The sequence below is a fragment of the Bacillus sp. NEAU-Y102 genome (assembly GCF_054788175.1).
Window position 1 is genome coordinate 130,931 of sequence record NZ_JBTWFK010000004.1, and the last position, 20,942, is coordinate 151,872.

The window sequence follows — 20,942 nt, forward strand, 5'->3', positions numbered from 1 at the left end:
TTATAGCGTATAAGTACGTAATAAGAGCTGTATATTCACGAATGTAGTATAGTATAAACATAGAATGATAGTGAAGAGAGGGGCAAAGACAATGACAGTTTATGATTTTTCAGCTAAAACAATTACAGGTGAAGAAAAATCGTTAAAAGATTACGAAGGAAAAGCACTTCTTATTGTAAATGTAGCTAGTAAATGTGGTTTCACACCGCAATATAAAGGATTACAAGAGGTGTATGATAAATATAAAGACCAAGGACTCGAAATACTCGGATTTCCTTGTAACCAATTCGGGGGACAAGAACCAGGTACAGAAGCGGACATTACTAGTTTTTGTGAATTAAACTACGGTGTAAACTTCCCAATGTTTGCAAAGGTTGATGTGAAAGGTGATAAGGCTCATCCTTTATATACATACATGACAGAACAAGCACCAGGTTTACTCGGTATGAAAGCAGTGAAATGGAATTTTACGAAGTTTTTAATCGGAAAAGACGGGAAAGTAGTAGGGCGTTTTGCGCCGCAGACGAAGCCGGTAGATTTAGAGGTTGAGATTGAGAAGGTACTTGGAGAATAATTAGGAGTTTCACTTTATTAAAAAACGTCTCAAAGAACAATGTAGTTCTTTGAGACGTTTTCTTTAAACTCACATTTTCAAGATTAAATAACTGTATCAAAGCCATCTGATTTAGGTAGAGAACCTGCTTTTTTCATAAGCACTTCCCATAAGTGTACGGATGTCTTCCATTCTGCTGCAGCCTGCCCCTGTTGATACATAGCGTTCTCATAACTGGCAGTAAGTTGTTGCATATCGGCCGATTTGTAAAGTGTATCGATATGGAGAGCGTATTCTCGGAATGTTTGACTTTCACCCCGTGGTATGCCAATTCTCGCAAATTGTTTTAAAAGTGCACCGTAAGCTTTTTGATAAACAGCATCATCTTTTCGGTATCTATAGAAATGAATAATAAGAAATGTCATCCATTTCATTCTAGTGATAAAGAGAATGTATCCCATAATACTAATTAGTATCGTAGAGAGGAATACGTACCACCAAGAAAAACTAGTTTTAGAATTTGTGACCTTTTTAGTAGAAGCTTCTTCTGTATGTTCTATTAAACTTTTAAGTTTTGCTTCATTATTTCGTTGGTGTATTTGCTCGTTATTAGAATTATTTGCTTCGCTATTTTGTGAAATAGGAGCAGGCGTATTATTTATAAAATTATAGGGATTGGTAAATCCTTTTGTTGGTTCGAATGGAATCCATCCGTATCCTGGGAAATATACTTCGACCCAAGAGTGTGCGTTATCGTTCGTGATTGTATAAACATCCGCACCTTCTGCAGAGGCAAGTGTATTGTCAAGAGTTCCTTCTGTATAGCCTTTTACCCAGCGAGCAGGAATCCCGGCAGAACGAAGTAGTACAATCATAGACGTCGAAAAATTATTACAGTAGCCGCTTTTTGTATCGAAAAGGAATTGATCTACATAATCTTGGCTTTTGGCAGGAAATAAGACATTCGTTGATTCGTATGTAAAAGAGTTGTCTGTGAAGTAATTTTCAATAGCTAATACTTTATCATATCGGTTGTCTTTATCATTTGTAAGATTGGCAGCCAAGTCTTTTACGCGCTGTGGTAATGACTCGGGAAGTTGTGTGTACTTTGTCATAAAATAAGGATTTGTTTCTTGACCTTCATTTGTTTTTACAGCTTTCAAGTTTTCTATGGAAAACTCAGGGATCTCATATGTTACTTTATACGAATGTAAAGTAGTAGAAGAGTCTCCATTCATTGTATAAATTTTTTCTGAAAACGAGTTAACACTGTATGATACATCAGAAGAAGCCTCAACTGATACTAATCCTGCTGGATAGGTAAGGTGAGGATAACTTTTTAGCATGGTAATTGTTGCCTCAGTCGTTTCCGTTTTTGTATTTTGTTCGTACCAGCTTACGACGTCGTTTTTATTTTTAAAAGAAACCTTTTTCGGATTTTCAGAAATTTCCCAGCCTTTTCCTGTATAAAAATCTTTTGTTTCTACTCGCCAATATTGTTTGTTTTGCGTTCGTGCTGTGAAAACAATTGTAGGATCCGCCTTAAAAGGACCACCTAATCGCGAGTCATCTAAACCATACCCAATTGTAGAAACTTTTTGTTCTTTACTTGCTTCAGATGTGTTGAATTTTAAAAAATCCATTGGGTTTGGCCATTGAGGGCCAAATTTTGGAGCAAAGTATGCGATGGTTGCTAATAATACAATAAATATTGTAAGTGGTCTAAGTAATTTTGAGATTTCCCTAGCATAATTTTGTAAGTGTTCGCGCTCTTTTATTCGTTCTACTTGAAGAAGACTAAGCATAAAAAAGCCGATGACAACAGTACGAATAATAGCGTAGTTTGCATTGTATAAATGTAAGTTATGAAAAGTTGCGATATAAATAATAGTCAATACAAGAAATAAAAACCCACGTTTTTTATGAATAATCCAAAATGAAGTGAAAGAACTCAAAAACCAAAATGAGAGAAAAAATAAAACCGTCGGAAAAACTGGAGAAATATCTAGTAAATTCCCTTGGAAAAATAGGGAGGAATTTCGAGACATATCAGAAAAGAGTGTTGTTAGCCAAGATGGATTTATAAAAGCATTTTTATAATATAGGGAATGAATGATAAATAGGACTGTGACAATTTTTATTGGAATCTGCCACCTCGTTTGAAAAAAAGAGAGAGCGAAGCAAATTCCTATAAATGTTACGAAAATATCTAATCTACCTACATTTGTAATACCTATAAGAGGTCTTATCCATTCTAGTAAAAGAAGAAATACACATGCATGCATGAAGAATTTGTTCGTATCCCACTTGTATTTTGCTTGTAATGTTATCATTTGCTCACCTCAAAAAACACGTTTGTATACCGGTTTTCATAAACCGTGTTTACAAATATTTGTCGTTTTTTTAGAGTTTCTAATATACTGAGTTCTCGGTGTGAAAGTTGATTCGCTTTTTCTTTCACGACAAAAATCATACATTTTCTATTTCTTATAGCAGCACAATCAGCCGCCTTTTGAATATCGGGAGAAAGATTACTTGTCACGAGTATAACCGTGACGGGCTCATAAATTTTTCTTAGTTCTATTTCTACACTCTGGGAGAGCGGGAATACACTGTCTGCTTGTACTTTTGCTAAATGACAAAGGATTTGTTGTAACTGCGTATCTCCATTATCTAAAGGGAAAATAGTTTGTTCTTTTCCGATAGACACGAATGATGCTGGTGAATTTTGTTTCAAGACAGCCCTTACGATAGAGGCAGTAAATGTGACGACTGATTCGAATAGAGGAGACTCGGTTCTGTCTATGAATATCATGATATTATGGCTGCGCTGTTGTTCAAACTCTTTTGTCATAATATTGTTTGTTCGTGCAGTTGCTTTCCAATCAATCCATGAAAAGCGATCTCCAGGTTTATAGTCTCTGACACCGACAGAGATTGTAGAGTCTTTTGCAGAATTTATATTTGCTAAAAGCGCTCCTTGTTCGAAATGATTTTCCAATTGTCGATACGCTATATCTACATACTGGGGATAGACTAAAAATGTATCTGGAACTGAAAAAGTTACTTCTTTCTCCATCATGCCGAATAAATCGCCAGTTTTGACACGAACGCTTGAAAAAGTGTGCTCGCCTCTAGGGATTGTGTCAATAACATATTGAAACGAAATATTTCGTTTCAATCCTGGGAAGAGTACTACCTTATTCATCTTTGTTTGTTTACAACTTATAAATTGTGGTGGCAGTTCATCTTCTATAACTAAATAAAGTAAGGGAAAAGGAAATTTTCTTTTTATTGTAATCGTGCTTACAAATTGTTCTCCTACTACATATCCATTTTGGTTTGTTGTTCGTTTTACTTCAGCGTCCCGTAAAGCGTAGAAGGGGAGTAGTAGTGAATAAAGAGCAATGGGAATTGTGCTGTAAAATAAAAACCAACTTACAAACCCTCCTTGAAACATAGCGTACACAAATGTTAAGACTAGGCATAAAGGGAGTAGCAATAACTTCATAACGTGATATAGCGCTCGCAGCATTTGTTTCATCAAGGGTTCATCGTCCTTTGAGTCGGCACGGTAGTTCGTGCAACGATTTTTGCGATAACTTGTTCTCCTGTTATCCCTTCAAATTTTGCTTCCATTTTTAGAATGAGCCTATGCGCTAAAACGTAAGGAGCTAAAAATTTAACATCGTCTGGAATAACATAATTTCTGCCATGGATAAATGCATAAGCTTGTGAAGCTTTCATTAAAGCAATTGAGCCACGTGGACTTGCTCCTAGCTGTATAGAGCTATACGTACGAGTCTGATTAACAAGCTTTACAATGTAATGCTTAATTGCTTTGTCCATACTTACTACCCGTACGCTTTGTTGTAAATAAAGTAATTCTTCTATTGTAGTAATGGCCTGTAATTGAGAGAGTGGATTTGTTTTTTCCATCCGGTTTAAAATTTCAAATTCTTCTTCTGGTGTAGGATATCCCATTTTTAGTTTCAATAAGAAACGATCGAGCTGAGCTTCTGGTAGAGAATATGTTCCTTCATATTCGACCGGATTTTGTGTAGCCATGACAAAGAACGGTTTTGGTAAAGGCCTTGTAATGCCATCTATTGTAATATTGCCTTCTTCCATACATTCAAGTAAAGCAGATTGTGTCTTAGGAGATGTACGATTAATTTCATCAGCAAGTACAAAATTCCCCATAATTGGTCCAGGCTTGAACTCAAATTGGAGCTCTTTCGGATTATAAATAGAAACTCCTGTTACATCTGACGGCAGTAAATCAGGTGTAAATTGAATTCGCTTGTAATCCGCATCAATGGATTTAGAAAGAGCACGTACTAGCATTGTTTTGCCGACACCAGGAACATCTTCTAATAGCACATGACCTTCAGCTAAGAGAGCTGTCAAAGCTAAGATTGTTTCTTTTCGTTTTCCGACCATTATTTTTTCAATATTATTGATTATTTTTTCTACAGTGGGATGTAATGAATCAAGCTGGGGCATCGTAATCCTCCTAATTTTATTATCGTTTTCTAATCTATTTAGTGGACAAATTTATAATTCTATTTGCAGGTAGTAAAAATTTTATCATTAATTCTAAGAATATTCAGAATATTTATTTCGATTACATCTAGTATAATTGTTTCCGTAACTAAGGGCAATACAGTAAATAATGATTTGTAGTTTTATGTAAAATATGTCTGGATATAAAATAGTATTGTTAAAGAAAAAATTCCTTATATACAATTTCTAAACTCTTCCTTATGGCAGTTTTGAAATAATATCAAAACTCTTTTTTATATATTTATAAAGAAAAACGTAGGAATTTCTCCTGCGTTTTTCTTTTGCAAAATAGTCGATACCTCAAAATACCATTCTCCTAATAATCACGATTAATCATAACCCTTCAAAACGGAATAAAAGATTTTCTCACAAACTTATTTTCTACTGAATTTTTGACAATCTCTTGAACTGTGCGAAATGTCACATCTGTATTTTACAACCTCTCTTATAGTAAGGGTATGTAAGAGAGACGTATTAAAGGAGTGAACAGTATGAAGAAGAAACCTTCAGCACTAATGAGACGTTTAAAATATTTTTCACCAATAGATCGTTATAACGATAATCATACTCAAGAAACATATGAAGATCGTGAATGGGAGAATGTGTACAGAAAGCGTTGGCAGCATGATAAAGTAATTCGTTCTACACATGGTGTGAACTGTACTGGTTCATGTAGCTGGAATATATATGTGAAAGATGGAATCGTAACTTGGGAAGGACAGGAGCTTAACTATCCAACTACAGGTCCAGATATGCCTGATTTTGAACCACGAGGATGTCCGCGTGGAGCGAGTTTTTCTTGGTATATTTATAGTCCACTTCGTGTGAAATATCCGTATGTACGTGGTGTTCTTTGGAGTATGTGGCAAGAGGAATTACAAAATAACAAGTCACCACTAGATGCTTGGAAAAGCATTGTGGAAAACCCTGAAAAAGCACGCAAGTATAAGCAGGCACGTGGTAAAGGGGGATTCATTCGTGCGAATTGGGATGAAGTGTTACAACTTGTTTCTGCTTCATTACTCTACACAGTAATGAAATACGGTCCAGACCGAAATGTTGGTTTTTCACCAATTCCAGCTATGTCGATGTTAAGTCATGCTGCTGGTAGTCGTTTTATGCAACTTATGGGCGGGCCAATGCTTAGTTTCTATGATTGGTACGCAGATTTACCACCAGCTTCTCCTCAAATTTGGGGCGATCAAACAGATGTACCAGAAAGTAGTGACTGGTATAACTCTGGTTACATTATGACATGGGGTTCAAATGTACCGATGACGAGAACACCAGATGCTCACTTTTTAGCAGAGGTTCGATATAAAGGAACGAAAGTCGTTTCTGTCAGTCCTGACTTCGCTGAATCTACAAAGTTTGCCGATGATTGGATTAGTGTAAAACAAGGTACAGATGGTGCACTTGCGATGGCAATGGGGCATGTGATCTTACAAGAGTTTTACGTAGATAATCAAGTGGAATATTTCACAAAGTATGCGAAGCAATATACTGATTTTCCTTTCTTTGTCACATTGAAACAAAAAGGAGATCAATTCGTTGCTGATCGTTTCTTAAACGCTTCTGATATTGGACGCGAAACGAAGTTAGGAGAATGGAAGCCTGTTCTTTGGAACGAGAATACGAATGATTTTGCAACACCTCAAGGCACAATGGGCTCACGTTGGGATAACGAAAAGAAATGGAACTTGCGTTTAGAAGATGAAGAAACAGGTGAAAAGATTGACCCACGTCTTTCTTTACTTGGAATGGAAGAATCGATTGGAACTGTACAAATTCCGTACTTCTCTGATGATGGAAACAAAGTATTAGAACGTACAATTCCAGTGAAAAAGGTTATGACAGAAGAAGGCGAAGTGTTCGTTACAACTGTATACGACTTAACGTTAGCAAATTACGGCGTGAACCGAGGGCTTGGCGGACAAGAGCCGAAAGACTTCAATGATGATGTACCGTTTACACCTGCATGGCAAGAGAAAATGACAGGAGTGAAACGAGAACTAATTATTCAAATCGCTCGTGAGTTCGCACAAAATGCCGTTGATACAAATGGTCGCTCGATGATTATTGTTGGAGCTGGTATTAACCATTGGTTTAATTCTGATACGATTTATCGCGCAGTTTTAAATCTTGTTCTTCTAGTTGGAGCACAAGGAGTAAACGGCGGGGGATGGGCGCATTATGTTGGGCAAGAAAAATTACGACCAGCAGAAGGATGGCAAACAATCGCGATGGCAAAAGATTGGCAAGGGCCACCGAAATTACAAAATGGTACATCTTTCTTCTATTTCGTAACAGATCAATGGCGCTATGAAGATACACCGGTTGGACATTTAGCATCACCAGTAGAAGGCAACTCTCGTTATCAACATCACGGTGATTACAACGTATTAGCGGCACGACTTGGCTGGCTACCTTCGTATCCGACATTCGAGAAAAATGGGATTGAATTATATAAAGAAGCTGTTGCTGCTGGTGCAACAACGCAAGAAGAAATCGGAAAATATGTTGCACAAAAATTAAAAGAAAAAGAACTAAAATTTGCGATTGAAGATCCAGATAACAAAAACAACTTCCCGCGCAACTTATTCGTATGGCGTGCGAACTTAATTTCAAGTTCTGGTAAAGGACACGAATATTTCTTAAAACATTTATTAGGTACAACAAACGGGTTAATGAATGACGATAGTGATTCATTACGACCAGAAGAAATTAAATGGCATGAAGAAGCACCAGAAGGGAAGTTAGATTTACTCATTAACTTAGATTTCCGTATGGCTGGAACAGCGCTTTATTCTGATATCGTCTTACCTGCTTCAACTTGGTACGAAAAACATGATTTAAGTAGTACAGATATGCATCCATTTGTGCATCCATTTAATCCAGCAATCGGTTCACCGTGGGAAGCGCGCTCTGACTGGGATATTTTCACTTCACTTTCTAAAGCTGTGTCAGATTTAGCGAAGAAAATTGATCTTGAACCAATGAAAGAAGTTGTTGCAACGCCACTTCTTCACGATACACCGCAAGAATTAGCGCAACCACTTGGCAAGATTAAAGATTGGAGCAAAGGTGAGTGTGAGCCAATACCAGGTAAAACAATGCCACAAATTCATGTTGTTGAAAGAGATTATAAAACAATTTATGACAAAATGACTTCGCTAGGACCAAATGCGGGAAAACAACCGATTGGTACGAAAGGGATTTCTTGGTCCGCAGAAAAAGAGTATGAGCAATTAAAGAGCCGATTAGGAGTTGTTCGAACGGATTCTATTGCAAAAGGTTGCCCAGACATAAAAGAAGCAATCAATGCTGCTGAAGCGGTATTAACACTTTCTTCTACAACAAATGGTCATATGGCTGTAAAAGCATGGGAAGCACTTGAAAAACAAACGGATTTAAAATTACGTGATTTAGCAGAAGAACGTGAAGAAGAATGCTTCACATTTGAACAAATTACAGCGCAGCCAAAAACAGTAATTACTTCTCCGGCCTTTACAGGTTCTGAAAAAGGTGGACGTCGTTACTCACCGTTTACAACAAATGTGGAACGCCTCATCCCTTGGAGAACAATCACTGGACGACAATCTTTCTACTTAGATCATGACATGATGAAAGAATTTGGTGAAACGATGGCAACGTTTAAACCGATTCTGCAACATAAACCGTTCCGTAAATCACGACCTGAAGTAGAAGGAAAAGAGATTACGTTAAATTATTTAACGCCGCATAATAAGTGGTCCATTCATAGTATGTATTTCGATTCATTACCGATGTTAACGCTGTTTAGAGGTGGTCCAACTGTTTGGATGAATAAAGAGGATGCTGAAGAAGCTGGTGTAGCAGATAATGATTGGATTGAGTGCTTTAATCGTAACGGTGTTGTTGTAGCCCGTGCTGTTGTAACGCATCGTATACCGAGAGGAATGGCGTTTATGCACCATGCACAAGATCGTCACATTAACGTACCTGGTACGAAATTAACAAGTAACCGCGGGGGAACGCATAATAGTCCAACTCGAATTCACGTAAAACCGACACATATGATTGGTGGATATGGTCAATTAAGTTATGGATTTAACTATTACGGTCCGACTGGGAACCAGCGTGACTTAAACGTTGTAATTCGCAAACTGAAGGAGGTAGATTGGCTTGAAGATTAAAGCACAAGTCGGAATGATAATGAATCTAGATAAATGCATCGGCTGCCATACTTGTAGCGTAACGTGCAAAAACACCTGGACAAATCGTCCAGGTGCTGAATATATGTACTTCAATAACGTAGAAACGAAGCCTGGAATTGGTTATCCGAAACAATGGGAAGATCAGGAGAAATATAAAGGCGGTTGGGAATTGAAAAATGGTGAAATTCAGCTGAAATCTGGTTCGAAAATGAAACGTCTTATGAACATTTTCCACAATCCAGATCAACCAACAATTGATGATTATTTTGAACCTTGGAATTATGATTATGAAACGTTAACAAATAGTCCGCAACGTAAGCATCAACCAGTTGCTCGTCCGAAATCAGCAATTACAGGCGAATTTATCGACAAAATTGAATGGGGTCCAAACTGGGAAGATGATTTAGCAGGCGGACATATAACAGGATTGCAAGATCCGAACGTAAAGAAAATGGAAGAAGAAATTAAAACAGATTTTGAAAACGTCTTTATGATGTATTTACCACGCATATGCGAACATTGTATGAATCCCTCGTGCGTATCATCTTGTCCATCTGGTGCGATGTATAAACGTGAAGAAGATGGGATTGTTCTTGTCGATCAAAATGCATGTCGCGCATGGAGATTCTGCGTATCATCTTGTCCATATAAAAAAGTGTATTTTAACTGGCAAACGAATAAAGCTGAAAAATGTACAATGTGTTTCCCACGTATTGAAGCGGGTATGCCAACGATTTGTTCGGAAACATGTGTAGGACGTATTCGGTATATTGGGGTAATGCTATATGACGCTGACAAAGTAAAAGAAGCAGCTTCTGTTGAAGACGAAAAAGATTTATATGAATCTCAGCTTACTGTTTTTCTAGATCCAAATGATCCAGAAGTGGCAGCTGAAGCGAAAAAACAAGGAATTCCTGAAGAATGGATTAAAGCGGCGCAACAATCGCCAATTTATAAAATGATTATCGATTGGAAAATTGCTCTACCTCTTCACCCAGAGTATCGTACAATGCCAATGGTTTGGTATATCCCGCCGCTTAGCCCGATTATGAATATGGTGGAGGGAAAAGGTAGTAACTGGCAAGCAGAAGAGATTTTCCCTGCTATTGATAATATGCGTATTCCAATTCAATATTTAGCGAATTTACTCACTGCGGGGGATGAATCACACATTCGTCTTACATTGAAGAAAATGGCTGTTATGCGAACGCATATGAGAGCACTTCAAATTAATAAAGAGCCAAATGAAGCTGTATTAAAAGAACTTGGTTTAACGAAACAGGATGTAGAAGATATGTATCGTCTTCTTGCCATCGCGAAATATAAAGATCGCTTCGTTATTCCGACATCTCACCGTGAACAAGTGGCAGATTTATATAGCGAACAAGGAAGCTGTGGTTTATCATTCACAGGTGGTCCAGGCTCTTGTATGACAATTTCTTAAATAAAGGGGGCAGAAAATTATGAAACAAAGTTTACAAACAGCTTTTTCTTGTTCTTCTTTTCTTCTCTCCTATCCTGAACTAGGGTGGAGAGAAGCTTTAACTGAATTGCAAGAAGAGGTTGAAACAATAGAACAGGAAGACGTTAAAGCGTCACTTACAGGCTTTATAAAGCAAGCGCTAGATAAAACGAATGATCAACTCATTGATAGTTACGTATATACATTCGATTTTGGGAAGAAAACAAATATGTATCTTACTTATATGAACACTGGTGAACAAAGAGAAAGAGGTATTGAATTACTAGAGTTAAAACAACATTATAAAAAATCAGGTTTTAGCGTAACAGATAAAGAACTACCTGACTATTTACCACTTTTACTTGAGTTTTTTGCAAATGCAAATGAGCAAGACAGTGAACCAATTATGAGTAAATACACGGAAAATATACAAGCATTACATGTTCAATTAAAAGAAGCGGGTAGTATGTATGAACCAATTTTTGCGTCTGTGCTACTCGCTATCGAAACATGGGGTGTACAGACAAATTAGAAAGGAGCGTTGTCAAAATGATGGATCAATTTCTTTGGGTATTGTTTCCCTATATCATTTTTGCGATCTTTATCGGTGGACATATTTTTAGATACAACTATGATCAATTTGGATGGACATCAAAATCTAGTGAACTATTAGAAAAGAAGATGCTCCGGGTCGGAAGTCTATTATTCCACTTTGGGATCATGTTCGTAATTGGCGGCCATGTTATGGGGATTTTAATTCCAGAAGCTGTATATCGTTCAATAGGTATTTCTGAGCATATGTATCATGTAGTAGCAATTAGTTTTGGGCTTCCGGCAGGTATTGCTTCTATTATCGGTTTAATTATATTAACGTACCGCCGTGTAACAGTAAAGCGTATCATTGCAACGAGTACAAAGGGAGATTATATTGCGCTTATTTTATTACTTATCGTAATGCTAGCAGGACTTTCTTCAACATTTTTAAATATAGATTCAAAAGGATTTGATTATCGTACAACGATTGGCCCTTGGTTCCGAAGTCTCTTTATTCTCCAACCGAAAGTTGAATATATGATGGAAGTACCAGTATGGTTTAAAATTCATATTCTTGCAGGAATGGGTTTATTCGCAGTATGGCCATTTACAAGACTTGTACATGTATTTAGTGCCCCAATTAAATATGTAAGCCGTAGTTATGTAATTTACAGAAGACGTATTCCTAATGAGTTGAAAAAATAATACTGCTGTAAACGGATAGGAGCTAATGGTTAAAACGAAACGAGGTCTAATATGGAAGGCCTCGTTTTTGTTTATATAGGGAATAACCGTTAATAAGTAGCTTAAATTGAAAAAAGATTAGCATCTAAATAAGATGCTAATCAATGCTACAAACAGAGGCAGAGCAATCTTCACAAGCAATTTCACATTTTAAAAATTGTAAATCGTGGATTGTAATCTTTCCTTTATGAATAGAAATTGTACCTTGCTTTTTTAATTCATTTAACATTCGATTTACACTTTCACGTGAAGTTGCACAGAAATTAGCAAGTTCTTGATTCGTTAATGGTAAATCGATGAGAATCCCATTTTCTTTTAATACACCGTAACTATTTGTCATTCGTATAAGAGTAGAATACAGGGCACCTTTTTTGCCGTGTAATACTAAATCTCGGAACTTCGTTTGCATTCTTCTTAAATGTTCACTAATCCATTTCATAAATTCAAATACAAGTGCGGGTTTTTGGAGCAATGCTTTTTCTAAGGTTTCACGCTTTATAACCCCTACTTCAACATCTTCAAGGCATTTTGAATTTAATAAATACTTCGCATTGTCCGTGAATAATGTTAATTCTCCAATAATGTCGTATGCCGAACAAATACGGAGTGTTAATTCTTGCCCGTCAGCACTTAATTTACTAATTTGTACTTTTCCTGAGTGGATGATATAGAGCTCTGTTGCCTCCATACCTTCTTGAAAAATAAAACTACCTTTTTTAATTTGCATTTTATATTCAACAGATGCAAGTAATTCTTTTAAATCTTGAGATAATGTCATACTGTTTGCCACAGTGATCACCTTTCTTCTTATAAGCAATACATTTCCTATTTTGAGTGTAAGTATGATGAAAATGCAAGAGCTATTTTAAAAATACATTGAAATTTCAATGACCGTAAGGGGAAGTGATTTTCAATTTTTAGTTTGAAAAATTCAATAGACAAAGTGGATGAGATTAAAGATGTGAACAAAATTCGAACGGATTTGTGAAGAATTTTTGAATGGAGAAAGTAATGTGAGAAAAGTCACATTGAATATGTAGCTTCTTTTTTATAATGAAGGCAAATAAAAAAATGAAAGCTTACTAAGGATTACAGCAGAAAAGAAGGGATATAGATGCACGAGAACATGAAAGATTCTTTAGAACGGCCACTTCAAGATTTACGTATTTCAGTTATTGATCGTTGTAATTTTAGGTGTACATACTGTATGCCTGCTGAAGTGTTCGGACCTGATTACGCTTTTTTACAGGAAGAGCTTTTATTAACGTTTGATGAAATAGAAAGATTAGCGAGATTATTTATAAGTCTGGGAGTCAATAAAATTAGGCTTACTGGCGGTGAACCGTTATTGCGTAAAGACTTACCGATGTTAATTGCAAGACTTGCAAAGCTAGAAGGCTTAAAAGATATTGGACTCACAACAAACGGTATTCATTTAGCAAAACAAGCAAAGGCGTTAAAAGAAGCGGGATTAAAACGTGTAAATATTAGTTTAGATGCGATAGAGGATTATGTCTTCAAAAAAATTAATGGACGAAATGTAAATACAAAACCTGTACTGAAAGGAATTGAAGCAGCAAAGGCTGCTGGATTAGAAGTAAAGGTAAATATGGTCGTAAAAAAAGGAATGAATGATAGTCAAATTCTTCGTATGGCTCGTTATTTTAAAGAACAAGACATTCAGCTCCGTTTTATAGAGTTTATGGATGTGGGCAGTACAAACGACTGGAACTTTGAACAAGTTATTACGAAGGAACAATTAATAGAGAAGATTAATCGCGTATATCCAGTTGAGCCCGCTCAGCCTCGTTACTTTGGAGAAGTTGCGAAATTGTATCGATATGTAGGGAGCGATGCAGAAGTTGGGTTTATTACTTCAGTATCTGAGTCATTTTGTTCTTCTTGTACGAGAGCTCGTATCTCGGCAGACGGCAAGTTTTTCACGTGTCTATTTGGAACGAAAGGAACGGATTTGCGAACGCTTCTTCGAGGAAATATTTCTGATGCATCACTATTAAAAATTTTACAACATACATGGCGATATAGAACAGATCGATATTCAGATGAAAGAACGGCGGAAAGTACAAATCAACGTCCAAAAGTTGAAATGTCCTACATTGGCGGATAGTGAGAGGAGGTTTCCCTATGCAAGAGCGATATGCAAGGCAAATATTGTTTTCTGGAATTGGTGAAATAGGACAAAGAAAAATAAGAGAAAAGCATGTGCTCCTAATTGGTGCAGGTGCATTAGGAGCTGCGAATGCAGAAACACTCGTTAGGATGGGAATTGGGAAATTGACAATCGCTGACCGTGACTACGTGGAATGGAGTAATTTACAGCGGCAACAGTTATACATAGAAGAAGATGCGCAGCAATGCAAACCGAAAGCAATTGCAGCGGCAGAACATGTAAGGAAGATTAATTCTGAAGTAAAAATTGTACCAGTTGTAACGGATGTCACAATGCAAGAAATAGAAGAGTTAACAAAAGAAGTGGATCTCATCATAGATGCGACTGACAATTTCGATACGCGGCTACTTATAAATGACATTTCACAAAAAGAAAATATACCTTGGATATATGGTGGATGCATTGGAAGTTACGGTGTAACGTATACAATTCTTCCTGGGAAAACACCATGTTTTCGCTGTCTAATGGATCATCCTATGGGCGGTGCAACATGCGATACAGCCGGAATCATTCAGCCAGCTGTACAAATGGTCGTTGCTCACCAAGTAACAGAGGCGATGAAAATATTGGTGGATGATTATGAGTCGTTAAGAGGAACGATGTTATCATTTGATATTTGGAACAATCAATATCTTTCATTAAAAGTAAATAGACAGAAAAAAAGTACATGTCCATCTTGTGGGAAATCACGAACGTATCCAAGTCTAGCATTTGAAGCGCAGATGAAAACGGAAGTGCTATGCGGACGGAATACAGTTCAAATCCGTTCAGGAATAAAGAGAGATCTTAATTTAAACGAAATTCAAAAACGATTACAAAAAAGTGTACATGTCCAAAAAACGCCTTACTTACTATCATTTCTAATTGATGAATATCGTTTCGTTTTATTTACAGACGGTAGGGCATTTATTCATGGAACAAATGATGTGAAAATAGCAAAACGATTATACGCAAAATATATAGGATGAACAGAAAGAGCGTTGCCCCTTATTAAAACGAGGTGAAAAAGAATGTTAGAAAAACGTATACCAATTCCGGTGGCAGAAGCAGTGGCACGTGTAATGAAATACGCTCATCAAGGTGAAATAGAAAAGGTTTCTCTTATAGAAAGTTACGGAAGAATTCTTGGAGAAGATGTTATTGCAGATCATGATGTCCCTCACTTTGATCGCTCTCCATACGACGGGTTTGCGATTCGAGCAGAAGATACAAAAGAAGCGAGTAGTAGTAACCCCATTCAGTTTGAAGTGATTGGCGAAATTGGAGCAGGTTTTGTTTTTCCAGAAGAAGTGAAACCATTTCAAACTGTCCGTATTATGACAGGTGCCGCAATTCCAGCCGGATGTAATGCAGTTGTTATGTTAGAGCTAACTGAAGGATTTGAAGAAAGTGAAAAGACTTATATGAAATTGAAACGCTCCTTTATTGCTGGGGATAACATTTCTTTTAAAGGTGAAGATGTAAAACAAAATACCATCCTTGTGAAAAAAGGGACTGTTATTAACCCTGGAGTAGTGGCGCTTCTTTCTACGTTTGGTTATAGTACCGTTTACGTTGTAAAACAGCCGGTTATCGGAATTGTAACGACAGGAAGCGAACTGCTTGAAGTACATGAACAATTAAAGCCAGGGAAGATTCGAAATAGTAACTCCTATATGATAGCTGCTCAAGTTGAACGAGCGGGCGGAGTTGTACAGTATTATGGACAATTCGCTGACGATTTTGAGACGTGTTATAACACTGTGAAAAAAGCGATAAAAGAAGTCGATATTTTAATTACAACTGGTGGCGTTTCGGTAGGAGACTATGACTATTTACCTGCTATTTATGAGGAATTACGAGCTAATGTGCTTTTCAACAAAATAGCGATGCGACCAGGAAGTGTGACAACTGTAGCTGAGCTAGAAGGAAAACTATTATTTGGTCTATCTGGTAATCCTTCAGCTTGTTATGTCGGTTGTGAATTATATGTTCGGCCAGTCATTGGAACATATTTGCATAGAAAAGATTCGCACGTATATCGTACAGAGGCAATATTACAGAAAGACTTTCTGAAAGCAAACCCATTTACTCGTTTTGTACGAGGGAAAGTGGAAATTGTAGATGGAACATTGCAAGCTACACCAGTTGGTTTAGACAAATCTAGTGCAATTTCTTCACTTGCAGGGGCGAATGCATGTATCGTCCTGCCGGGAGGAACGAGAGGATTTAAAGCAGGAATAACTGTCTCGGTACTGTTATTAGAATCAAGCGCCGGAAGTGAGTGGCCGTGGGAAGAACCACTTCGATCATACAAATAATAGAAAAATAGATTGCTAACTTATACAAAGATAAGAGGTGCAAGATGGCACATACGTATTATGAAGTAATTGATACACCTATTTCAATTGAAGAAGTTACAAACAAAGTAATTCGTCGTGAATGTGGCGCAGTTGCGACTTTCATTGGTACTGTTAGAGAATTTACGAAAGGCCGTCGTACGCTATATTTAGAGTATGTAGCATATAAGTCAATGGCGGAGAAACAGCTTAAGAGAATTGGCACCGAAGTAGGAGAGATGTGGCCTGGGACAAATGTCGCCATTACACATCGCATTGGTACATTACAAATTTCTGATCTTGCTGTTGTCGTCGCTGTTTCTACACCACACCGGAAAGCTGCCTATGAGGCGAACGAATATATTATGGAGCGTATAAAACAAATTGTTCCAATATGGAAGAAAGAGTTTTGGAAAGATGGTGAGTCATGGATAGGTGATCAGTTAGAGAAGGTAGCGTATGCAAATGGTGAGCCTGGAAAGGAGATGAGAATATGATTGAAGTACTATTATTTGCACATTTACAAGAAGAAGTAAGTAAGTCAGCATTACACATAGATTGTGAAAATATTACGGTTGCTGAACTAAAGGAAGTCCTTATTACGAAATACAACGTAGCAATTTCAAGTGAGATAATGGTCGCTATAAATGAAGAGTATGCAAATGAGGATGATATCATTCAAACTGGCGATGTCATAGCAATGATTCCGCCAGTAAGTGGTGGTTGATTCTTTTCAGCCTAATCATGTTAGGACGTGATTAGGCTGGAGGGAATGAATATAACTATGCATACATAGGAGGGAACAGGATGAAAGGTCCTAATTTTCAATTAAGTTTACAAACTTCTAATCTAGTTATCGGTTTTATGGTATGGGTTATTTTATCATCATTAATGCCTTATATTAAAGCGGATATTCCATTAACTGCGGGACAAATTTCTATGGTAACAGCAGTACCGGTTATTTTAGGTTCTGTTCTTCGTATTCCAATTGGCTATTGGACAAATCGTTTCGGAGCAAGAAAATTATTCTTTATTAGTTTTATTCTATTATTATTTCCTGTCTTTTATATTAGTGTTGCCAATTCTATGATGGATTTAATTATTGGTGGATTATTTGTAGGAATTGGTGGAGCTGTATTCTCAGTAGGGGTAACTTCTTTACCAAAATACTTTCCGAAAGAGAGCCACGGTTTTGTAAATGGTATTTACGGTGTCGGTAACGCCGGAACAGCAATCACTTCGTTTTTAGCACCTGTTATCGCAACTTCAGTTGGTTGGAGAACGACAGTACAATGTTATTTAGTTTTACTTGCAGCATTTGCACTTATGAACTTTTTATTAGGTGATCGTAAGGAGAAAAAGGTGAATACACCATTAATGGAACAAATAAAAGGTGTATATAAAAATGAAAAACTTTGGTTTTTATGTATCTTTTACTTTTTAACATTCGGATCATTTGTCGCATTTACAGTATACTTACCAAACTTTTTAGTATCTCACTTCGGATTAGAAAAAGTAGATGCAGGTATGCGGACAGCCGGATTCATTGTACTCGCAACAATTATGCGCCCGATTGGTGGTTGGCTCGGTGATAAGTTTAATCCATTTAAAATATTAATCTTCGTATTTATCGGTTTAACACTTTCAGGTATTATTTTATCATTTATGCCTAGTATGAACGTGTATACATTTGGTTGCCTACTAGTCGCATTTTGTGCAGGGATTGGAAATGGTACAATCTTCAAACTCGTTCCAATGTACTTCTCAGAACAAGCCGGTATTGTAAATGGGCTCGTTTCAGCTTTAGGCGGACTAGGAGGATTCTTCCCGCCACTAATTTTAACATTACTATTCCAATTAACAGGTCATTATGCAATTGGATTTATGGCGTTATCAGAAGTCGCACTTGCTTGTTTAATCATTACAGTATGGATGTATAGCCAAGAGAAATTGTTAGTGATGTTAAAGAATCATTAATAAGGAAAAAGAACCGTCCCAAAGTATTTTGGGATGGTTCTTTTAGTAATAGGCTTCAACATGTTTTTATTGCTATCTCAACAAACGCTTGTTTTCTATAAGAATGTGCTTTTAAAATGAAAAACAGAAGGTTGATGGAATTTTATTTTAAAATATAGATGTCAAAAGTTATTTAATTAAAGGGCAGATTAGTTAAGGAAATCTTAAATCTATTCTAAAGATCGAACTCATTTTTAGAATGCAAATATTTAATTGAATCGGGATGTTTAGATGAAAAAAATATAAGTCCACTCAAGATAAACAAGTATCAGGTGTGTTAGGTGACTCAAGCGACAAGTATGGAATTGATGTAAGTATTCTTCGCATAGTAACTGCAGTATCAGATTTTTTTAGGGCAAGATTTTTTGGTAAGGCTAACGGATATTGTGAAAAAAGTACACTTAAACTAAAGAATACAGTTTAGTTCAATAAGATAAAGTTATGAATTTGTATAAATAATCTATAATTTTCTTTATGAGTCATATTTGATATGTTAAAGAAAAGAGAGCGTTTAATCCAACTAAAATATATGTAGAATGAGGTTTTAAATGATTATTTTTATTATATTAGACGTAATATTACCAATATTAATATTGCTGCTAATTGGTGCAATTTTACAAAGGAAGTTCCAATTTAACTTAAAGCAGCTATCTACACTTATTACTTATTGCTTGATGCCAGCGGCTGTATTTATGAATATATATGATATTAGTATAGAGACAGGTTTGTTGCTCCAGATAATATACTATTTAATGCTTTATAGTTTGAGTCTGATCATAGTAAGTCATTTCATTTCAAAAACATTAAAGTTAGAAAAAGGAGAAAGTGCAGCTCTAAAAAATAGTATTTCGTTAATGAATTCCGGTAATTATGGATTACCAGTAAGTCAATTGATTTTCAGTCACAATCCAGTGGGGGTTTCCATTCAAATTTTTATTGTGATTTTCCAGAATCTTTTAACTTATTCATATGGGATATATAACTTACTATCAGCAACAAAAACAATCGGAAGTATTATTCAATCATTTCTAAGACTGCCTGTACTTCATGCGCTTGTATTAGGGGTTCTCTTTCAATCTTTTAAAATTCAAATACCTAATTCTATCTTTCTACCTCTTAATCAGCTTGCGAATAGTTTTGTTGCAATAGCAATCATATTGCTAGGAGCGCAATTATCTAACATTAAGCTTAATTTTTTCCATCGAGTCATAACATGGGCTTTAATTGGAAGGTTACTGATAGGACCATTATTAGCACTTGCCATGATCTATCTACTAAACATTGATGGTATTGTTGCACAATCATTATTTATTGCAAGTTCTTTTCCTACTTCAAGAAATACATCAACCATTGCTATGGAGTATCAAATAGAGCCTGAACTACATGCACAAATCGTTTTATTTTCAACACTTTTCAGCATTGTTACAGTAACTGTCGTTATTTATTTGTCATATATTTTGTTTTGAATATACGTGCAAAAACGAATAGATTTGAGGCGGTAAATGATGGACGGAAATCCCATCGATATGAGAAGAAAACAGTCTTAGATATATTGGGTGTCGTTTACAATTGTACCATGTCTGATCATCAAGCAGTTTAATTCAAAAAAAGGAAACGCATTAGGGGTTATTTCGGATGCAAATCTTTAAAGCATCTACATATAGACTTGCGAAAAAAGACACAATTTCGCTTATAATTGACGTTACATGAGCTTAGTTTGATAGCGATGGGGTGGGAGTGTCAAGTAAGAATTTTTTCTTTATTGATTTTATGTGGTTTTTCCGCAAAATTGTAACTAAGGAGGGATTCCAAGTTGAGTAAACAGAATATCAGCACAAAAGTTTCAGGAGATATAATTGTTACCCATCTAGTTGGAAATATAAAAACAGATGATGTGTATGAATGGTTTAATGGTTTTGAGCAGGTTTGTCAGCAATTCATTTCTGAAGGGCGGAAATACAAATTGTTGGTGGATAGAAAAGGATACACGCCAAATCATTTTTCTGTTCAAAAAGTATGGAAAGAGAAGTTCTTCAATGAAATCATTTTGAATAACAGTAAGGCAATTGCATTTCTCCTTGAAGAGGGGGAGATAATGGATTATTTACAACAATCTAATACGAAAGAATCTGTGAGATTTTTTGATGATTATGAACAAGCGCTAATTTGGTTGAATGAATATCCAATATAAAACCTGTATTGAAGCAGTTGCTCTCAAGCAACTGCTTTTTTTGTCCGTAATTGTTGCCGCTATTTTTCTTCACAGATTCTTGTCCAATTGTTTGTCTGATCCTAAAAAGCGAAACTAAAGCAAAAGGAACAAACGCCTCTAAAAAACGTTTGTTCAAAGTTAATTACTATT

17 protein-coding genes are annotated in these 20,942 nt (G+C 36.3%); 13 read left to right on the plus strand and 4 right to left on the minus strand.

Translation table 11 applies throughout. From position 1 onward, the window contains the following. Window positions 1–91 precede the first annotated feature (91 nt). Window positions 92–574 (plus strand): glutathione peroxidase, encoded by a 483-nt coding sequence (gene bsaA / locus ACYFX0_RS12515; RefSeq protein ID WP_000219434.1) that lies wholly within the window; start codon window positions 92–94, stop codon window positions 572–574. Window positions 575–657: 83 nt separating this feature from the next. On the opposite strand, the gene ACYFX0_RS12520 is transcribed toward bsaA, so the two are convergent. Genes ACYFX0_RS12520 through ACYFX0_RS12530 form a run of 3 tightly spaced genes read right to left on the minus strand, consistent with a single transcriptional unit; the run spans window position 658 to window position 5,059 of the window. Then, the gene (locus ACYFX0_RS12520) at window positions 658–2,886 is read right to left on the minus strand and encodes a transglutaminase TgpA family protein (protein ID WP_017763077.1); all 2,229 of its coding nucleotides are present in this window, start codon (window positions 2,884–2,886) and stop codon (window positions 658–660) included. Next, window positions 2,883–4,097, minus strand: a complete 1,215-nt coding sequence (locus tag ACYFX0_RS12525) for a DUF58 domain-containing protein (RefSeq protein ID WP_460270616.1) — start codon at window positions 4,095–4,097, stop codon at window positions 2,883–2,885. Before ACYFX0_RS12525 ends, ACYFX0_RS12520 begins: the two co-directional genes overlap by 4 nt. Beyond that, a complete protein-coding gene (locus tag ACYFX0_RS12530) occupies window positions 4,097–5,059 on the minus strand; it encodes an AAA family ATPase (protein ID WP_001135803.1) in 963 nt (320 codons plus the stop codon). Before ACYFX0_RS12530 ends, ACYFX0_RS12525 begins: the two co-directional genes overlap by 1 nt. Window positions 5,060–5,610: 551 nt before the next feature. Here ACYFX0_RS12530 and ACYFX0_RS12535 point away from each other — a divergent pair. The 4 genes from ACYFX0_RS12535 to narI are packed head-to-tail and all read left to right on the plus strand — an operon-like array spanning window position 5,611 to window position 12,016. Further along, complete coding sequence (locus ACYFX0_RS12535; RefSeq protein WP_242314133.1) at window positions 5,611–9,294, plus strand: nitrate reductase subunit alpha; 3,684 nt, start codon at window positions 5,611–5,613, stop codon at window positions 9,292–9,294. Further along, entirely contained in the window at window positions 9,284–10,759 is a 1,476-nt protein-coding gene (narH, locus tag ACYFX0_RS12540) for a nitrate reductase subunit beta (protein WP_000692656.1), read from the plus strand. The genes ACYFX0_RS12535 and narH overlap by 11 nt, the downstream gene beginning before the upstream one ends. A 19-nt stretch (window positions 10,760–10,778) precedes the next feature. Beyond that, window positions 10,779–11,309: a nitrate reductase molybdenum cofactor assembly chaperone gene (gene narJ, locus ACYFX0_RS12545; protein ID WP_460270619.1), complete on the plus strand. Its 531-nt coding sequence runs from the start codon at window positions 10,779–10,781 to the stop codon at window positions 11,307–11,309. Window positions 11,310–11,326: 17 nt separating this feature from the next. Further along, window positions 11,327–12,016 (plus strand): respiratory nitrate reductase subunit gamma, encoded by a 690-nt coding sequence (narI, locus tag ACYFX0_RS12550; protein ID WP_000969224.1) that lies wholly within the window; start codon window positions 11,327–11,329, stop codon window positions 12,014–12,016. Between the two features lie 136 nt (window positions 12,017–12,152). On the opposite strand, the gene ACYFX0_RS12555 is transcribed toward narI, so the two are convergent. Then, window positions 12,153–12,845, minus strand: coding sequence for a Crp/Fnr family transcriptional regulator (locus ACYFX0_RS12555; protein WP_000013863.1), 693 nt, complete (start codon window positions 12,843–12,845; stop codon window positions 12,153–12,155). Window positions 12,846–13,169: 324 nt separating this feature from the next. On the opposite strand from ACYFX0_RS12555, the gene moaA reads away from it, so the two are divergent. From moaA to ACYFX0_RS12595, 8 genes are all read left to right on the plus strand, one after another. Next, complete coding sequence (gene moaA, locus ACYFX0_RS12560; RefSeq protein WP_000545009.1) at window positions 13,170–14,183, plus strand: GTP 3',8-cyclase MoaA; 1,014 nt, start codon at window positions 13,170–13,172, stop codon at window positions 14,181–14,183. 17 nt (window positions 14,184–14,200) lie between these two features. Next, window positions 14,201–15,214, plus strand: a complete 1,014-nt coding sequence (locus ACYFX0_RS12565) for a molybdopterin-synthase adenylyltransferase MoeB (RefSeq protein ID WP_001158062.1) — start codon at window positions 14,201–14,203, stop codon at window positions 15,212–15,214. A 42-nt stretch (window positions 15,215–15,256) separates the two neighbouring features. Continuing rightward, entirely contained in the window at window positions 15,257–16,546 is a 1,290-nt protein-coding gene (locus ACYFX0_RS12570) for a molybdopterin molybdotransferase MoeA (RefSeq protein WP_000890797.1), read from the plus strand. A 44-nt stretch (window positions 16,547–16,590) separates the two neighbouring features. Next, on the plus strand, window positions 16,591–17,061 hold the full coding sequence (locus ACYFX0_RS12575; RefSeq protein WP_000951544.1) for a molybdenum cofactor biosynthesis protein MoaE: 471 nt from the start codon (window positions 16,591–16,593) through the stop codon (window positions 17,059–17,061). Further along, window positions 17,058–17,291 (plus strand): molybdopterin converting factor subunit 1, encoded by a 234-nt coding sequence (gene moaD / locus ACYFX0_RS12580; protein ID WP_000573685.1) that lies wholly within the window; start codon window positions 17,058–17,060, stop codon window positions 17,289–17,291. The genes ACYFX0_RS12575 and moaD overlap by 4 nt, the downstream gene beginning before the upstream one ends. Before the next feature lie 80 nt (window positions 17,292–17,371). Next, a complete protein-coding gene (gene narK / locus ACYFX0_RS12585; RefSeq protein WP_000678170.1) occupies window positions 17,372–18,541 on the plus strand; it encodes a nitrate transporter NarK in 1,170 nt (389 codons plus the stop codon). A gap of 587 nt (window positions 18,542–19,128) precedes the next feature. Further along, a complete protein-coding gene (locus ACYFX0_RS12590) occupies window positions 19,129–20,046 on the plus strand; it encodes an AEC family transporter (RefSeq protein ID WP_000583193.1) in 918 nt (305 codons plus the stop codon). Window positions 20,047–20,393: 347 nt separating this feature from the next. Then, window positions 20,394–20,771 carry a hypothetical protein gene (locus tag ACYFX0_RS12595; RefSeq protein WP_002083297.1) on the plus strand — a complete coding sequence of 126 codons (378 nt, stop codon included), beginning with the start codon at window positions 20,394–20,396 and terminating at the stop codon, window positions 20,769–20,771. The last annotated feature ends 171 nt before the right edge of the window (window positions 20,772–20,942 follow it).

What these genes read in the sequence shown, in the direction of transcription:
- bsaA (WP_000219434.1), top strand. Translation starts at nt 92, where the DNA reads ATGACAGTTTATGATTTTTCAGCTAAAACAATTACAGGTGAAGAAAAA.
- ACYFX0_RS12520 (WP_017763077.1), bottom strand. Translation starts at nt 2,886, where the DNA reads ATGATAACATTACAAGCAAAATACAAGTGGGATACGAACAAATTCTTC.
- ACYFX0_RS12525 (WP_460270616.1), bottom strand. Translation starts at nt 4,097, where the DNA reads ATGAAACAAATGCTGCGAGCGCTATATCACGTTATGAAGTTATTGCTA.
- ACYFX0_RS12530 (WP_001135803.1), bottom strand. Translation starts at nt 5,059, where the DNA reads ATGCCCCAGCTTGATTCATTACATCCCACTGTAGAAAAAATAATCAAT.
- ACYFX0_RS12535 (WP_242314133.1), top strand. Translation starts at nt 5,611, where the DNA reads ATGAAGAAGAAACCTTCAGCACTAATGAGACGTTTAAAATATTTTTCA.
- narJ (WP_460270619.1), top strand. Translation starts at nt 10,779, where the DNA reads ATGAAACAAAGTTTACAAACAGCTTTTTCTTGTTCTTCTTTTCTTCTC.
- narI (WP_000969224.1), top strand. Translation starts at nt 11,327, where the DNA reads ATGATGGATCAATTTCTTTGGGTATTGTTTCCCTATATCATTTTTGCG.
- moaA (WP_000545009.1), top strand. Translation starts at nt 13,170, where the DNA reads ATGCACGAGAACATGAAAGATTCTTTAGAACGGCCACTTCAAGATTTA.
- ACYFX0_RS12565 (WP_001158062.1), top strand. Translation starts at nt 14,201, where the DNA reads ATGCAAGAGCGATATGCAAGGCAAATATTGTTTTCTGGAATTGGTGAA.
- ACYFX0_RS12570 (WP_000890797.1), top strand. Translation starts at nt 15,257, where the DNA reads ATGTTAGAAAAACGTATACCAATTCCGGTGGCAGAAGCAGTGGCACGT.
- ACYFX0_RS12575 (WP_000951544.1), top strand. Translation starts at nt 16,591, where the DNA reads ATGGCACATACGTATTATGAAGTAATTGATACACCTATTTCAATTGAA.
- moaD (WP_000573685.1), top strand. Translation starts at nt 17,058, where the DNA reads ATGATTGAAGTACTATTATTTGCACATTTACAAGAAGAAGTAAGTAAG.
- narK (WP_000678170.1), top strand. Translation starts at nt 17,372, where the DNA reads ATGAAAGGTCCTAATTTTCAATTAAGTTTACAAACTTCTAATCTAGTT.
- ACYFX0_RS12590 (WP_000583193.1), top strand. Translation starts at nt 19,129, where the DNA reads ATGATTATTTTTATTATATTAGACGTAATATTACCAATATTAATATTG.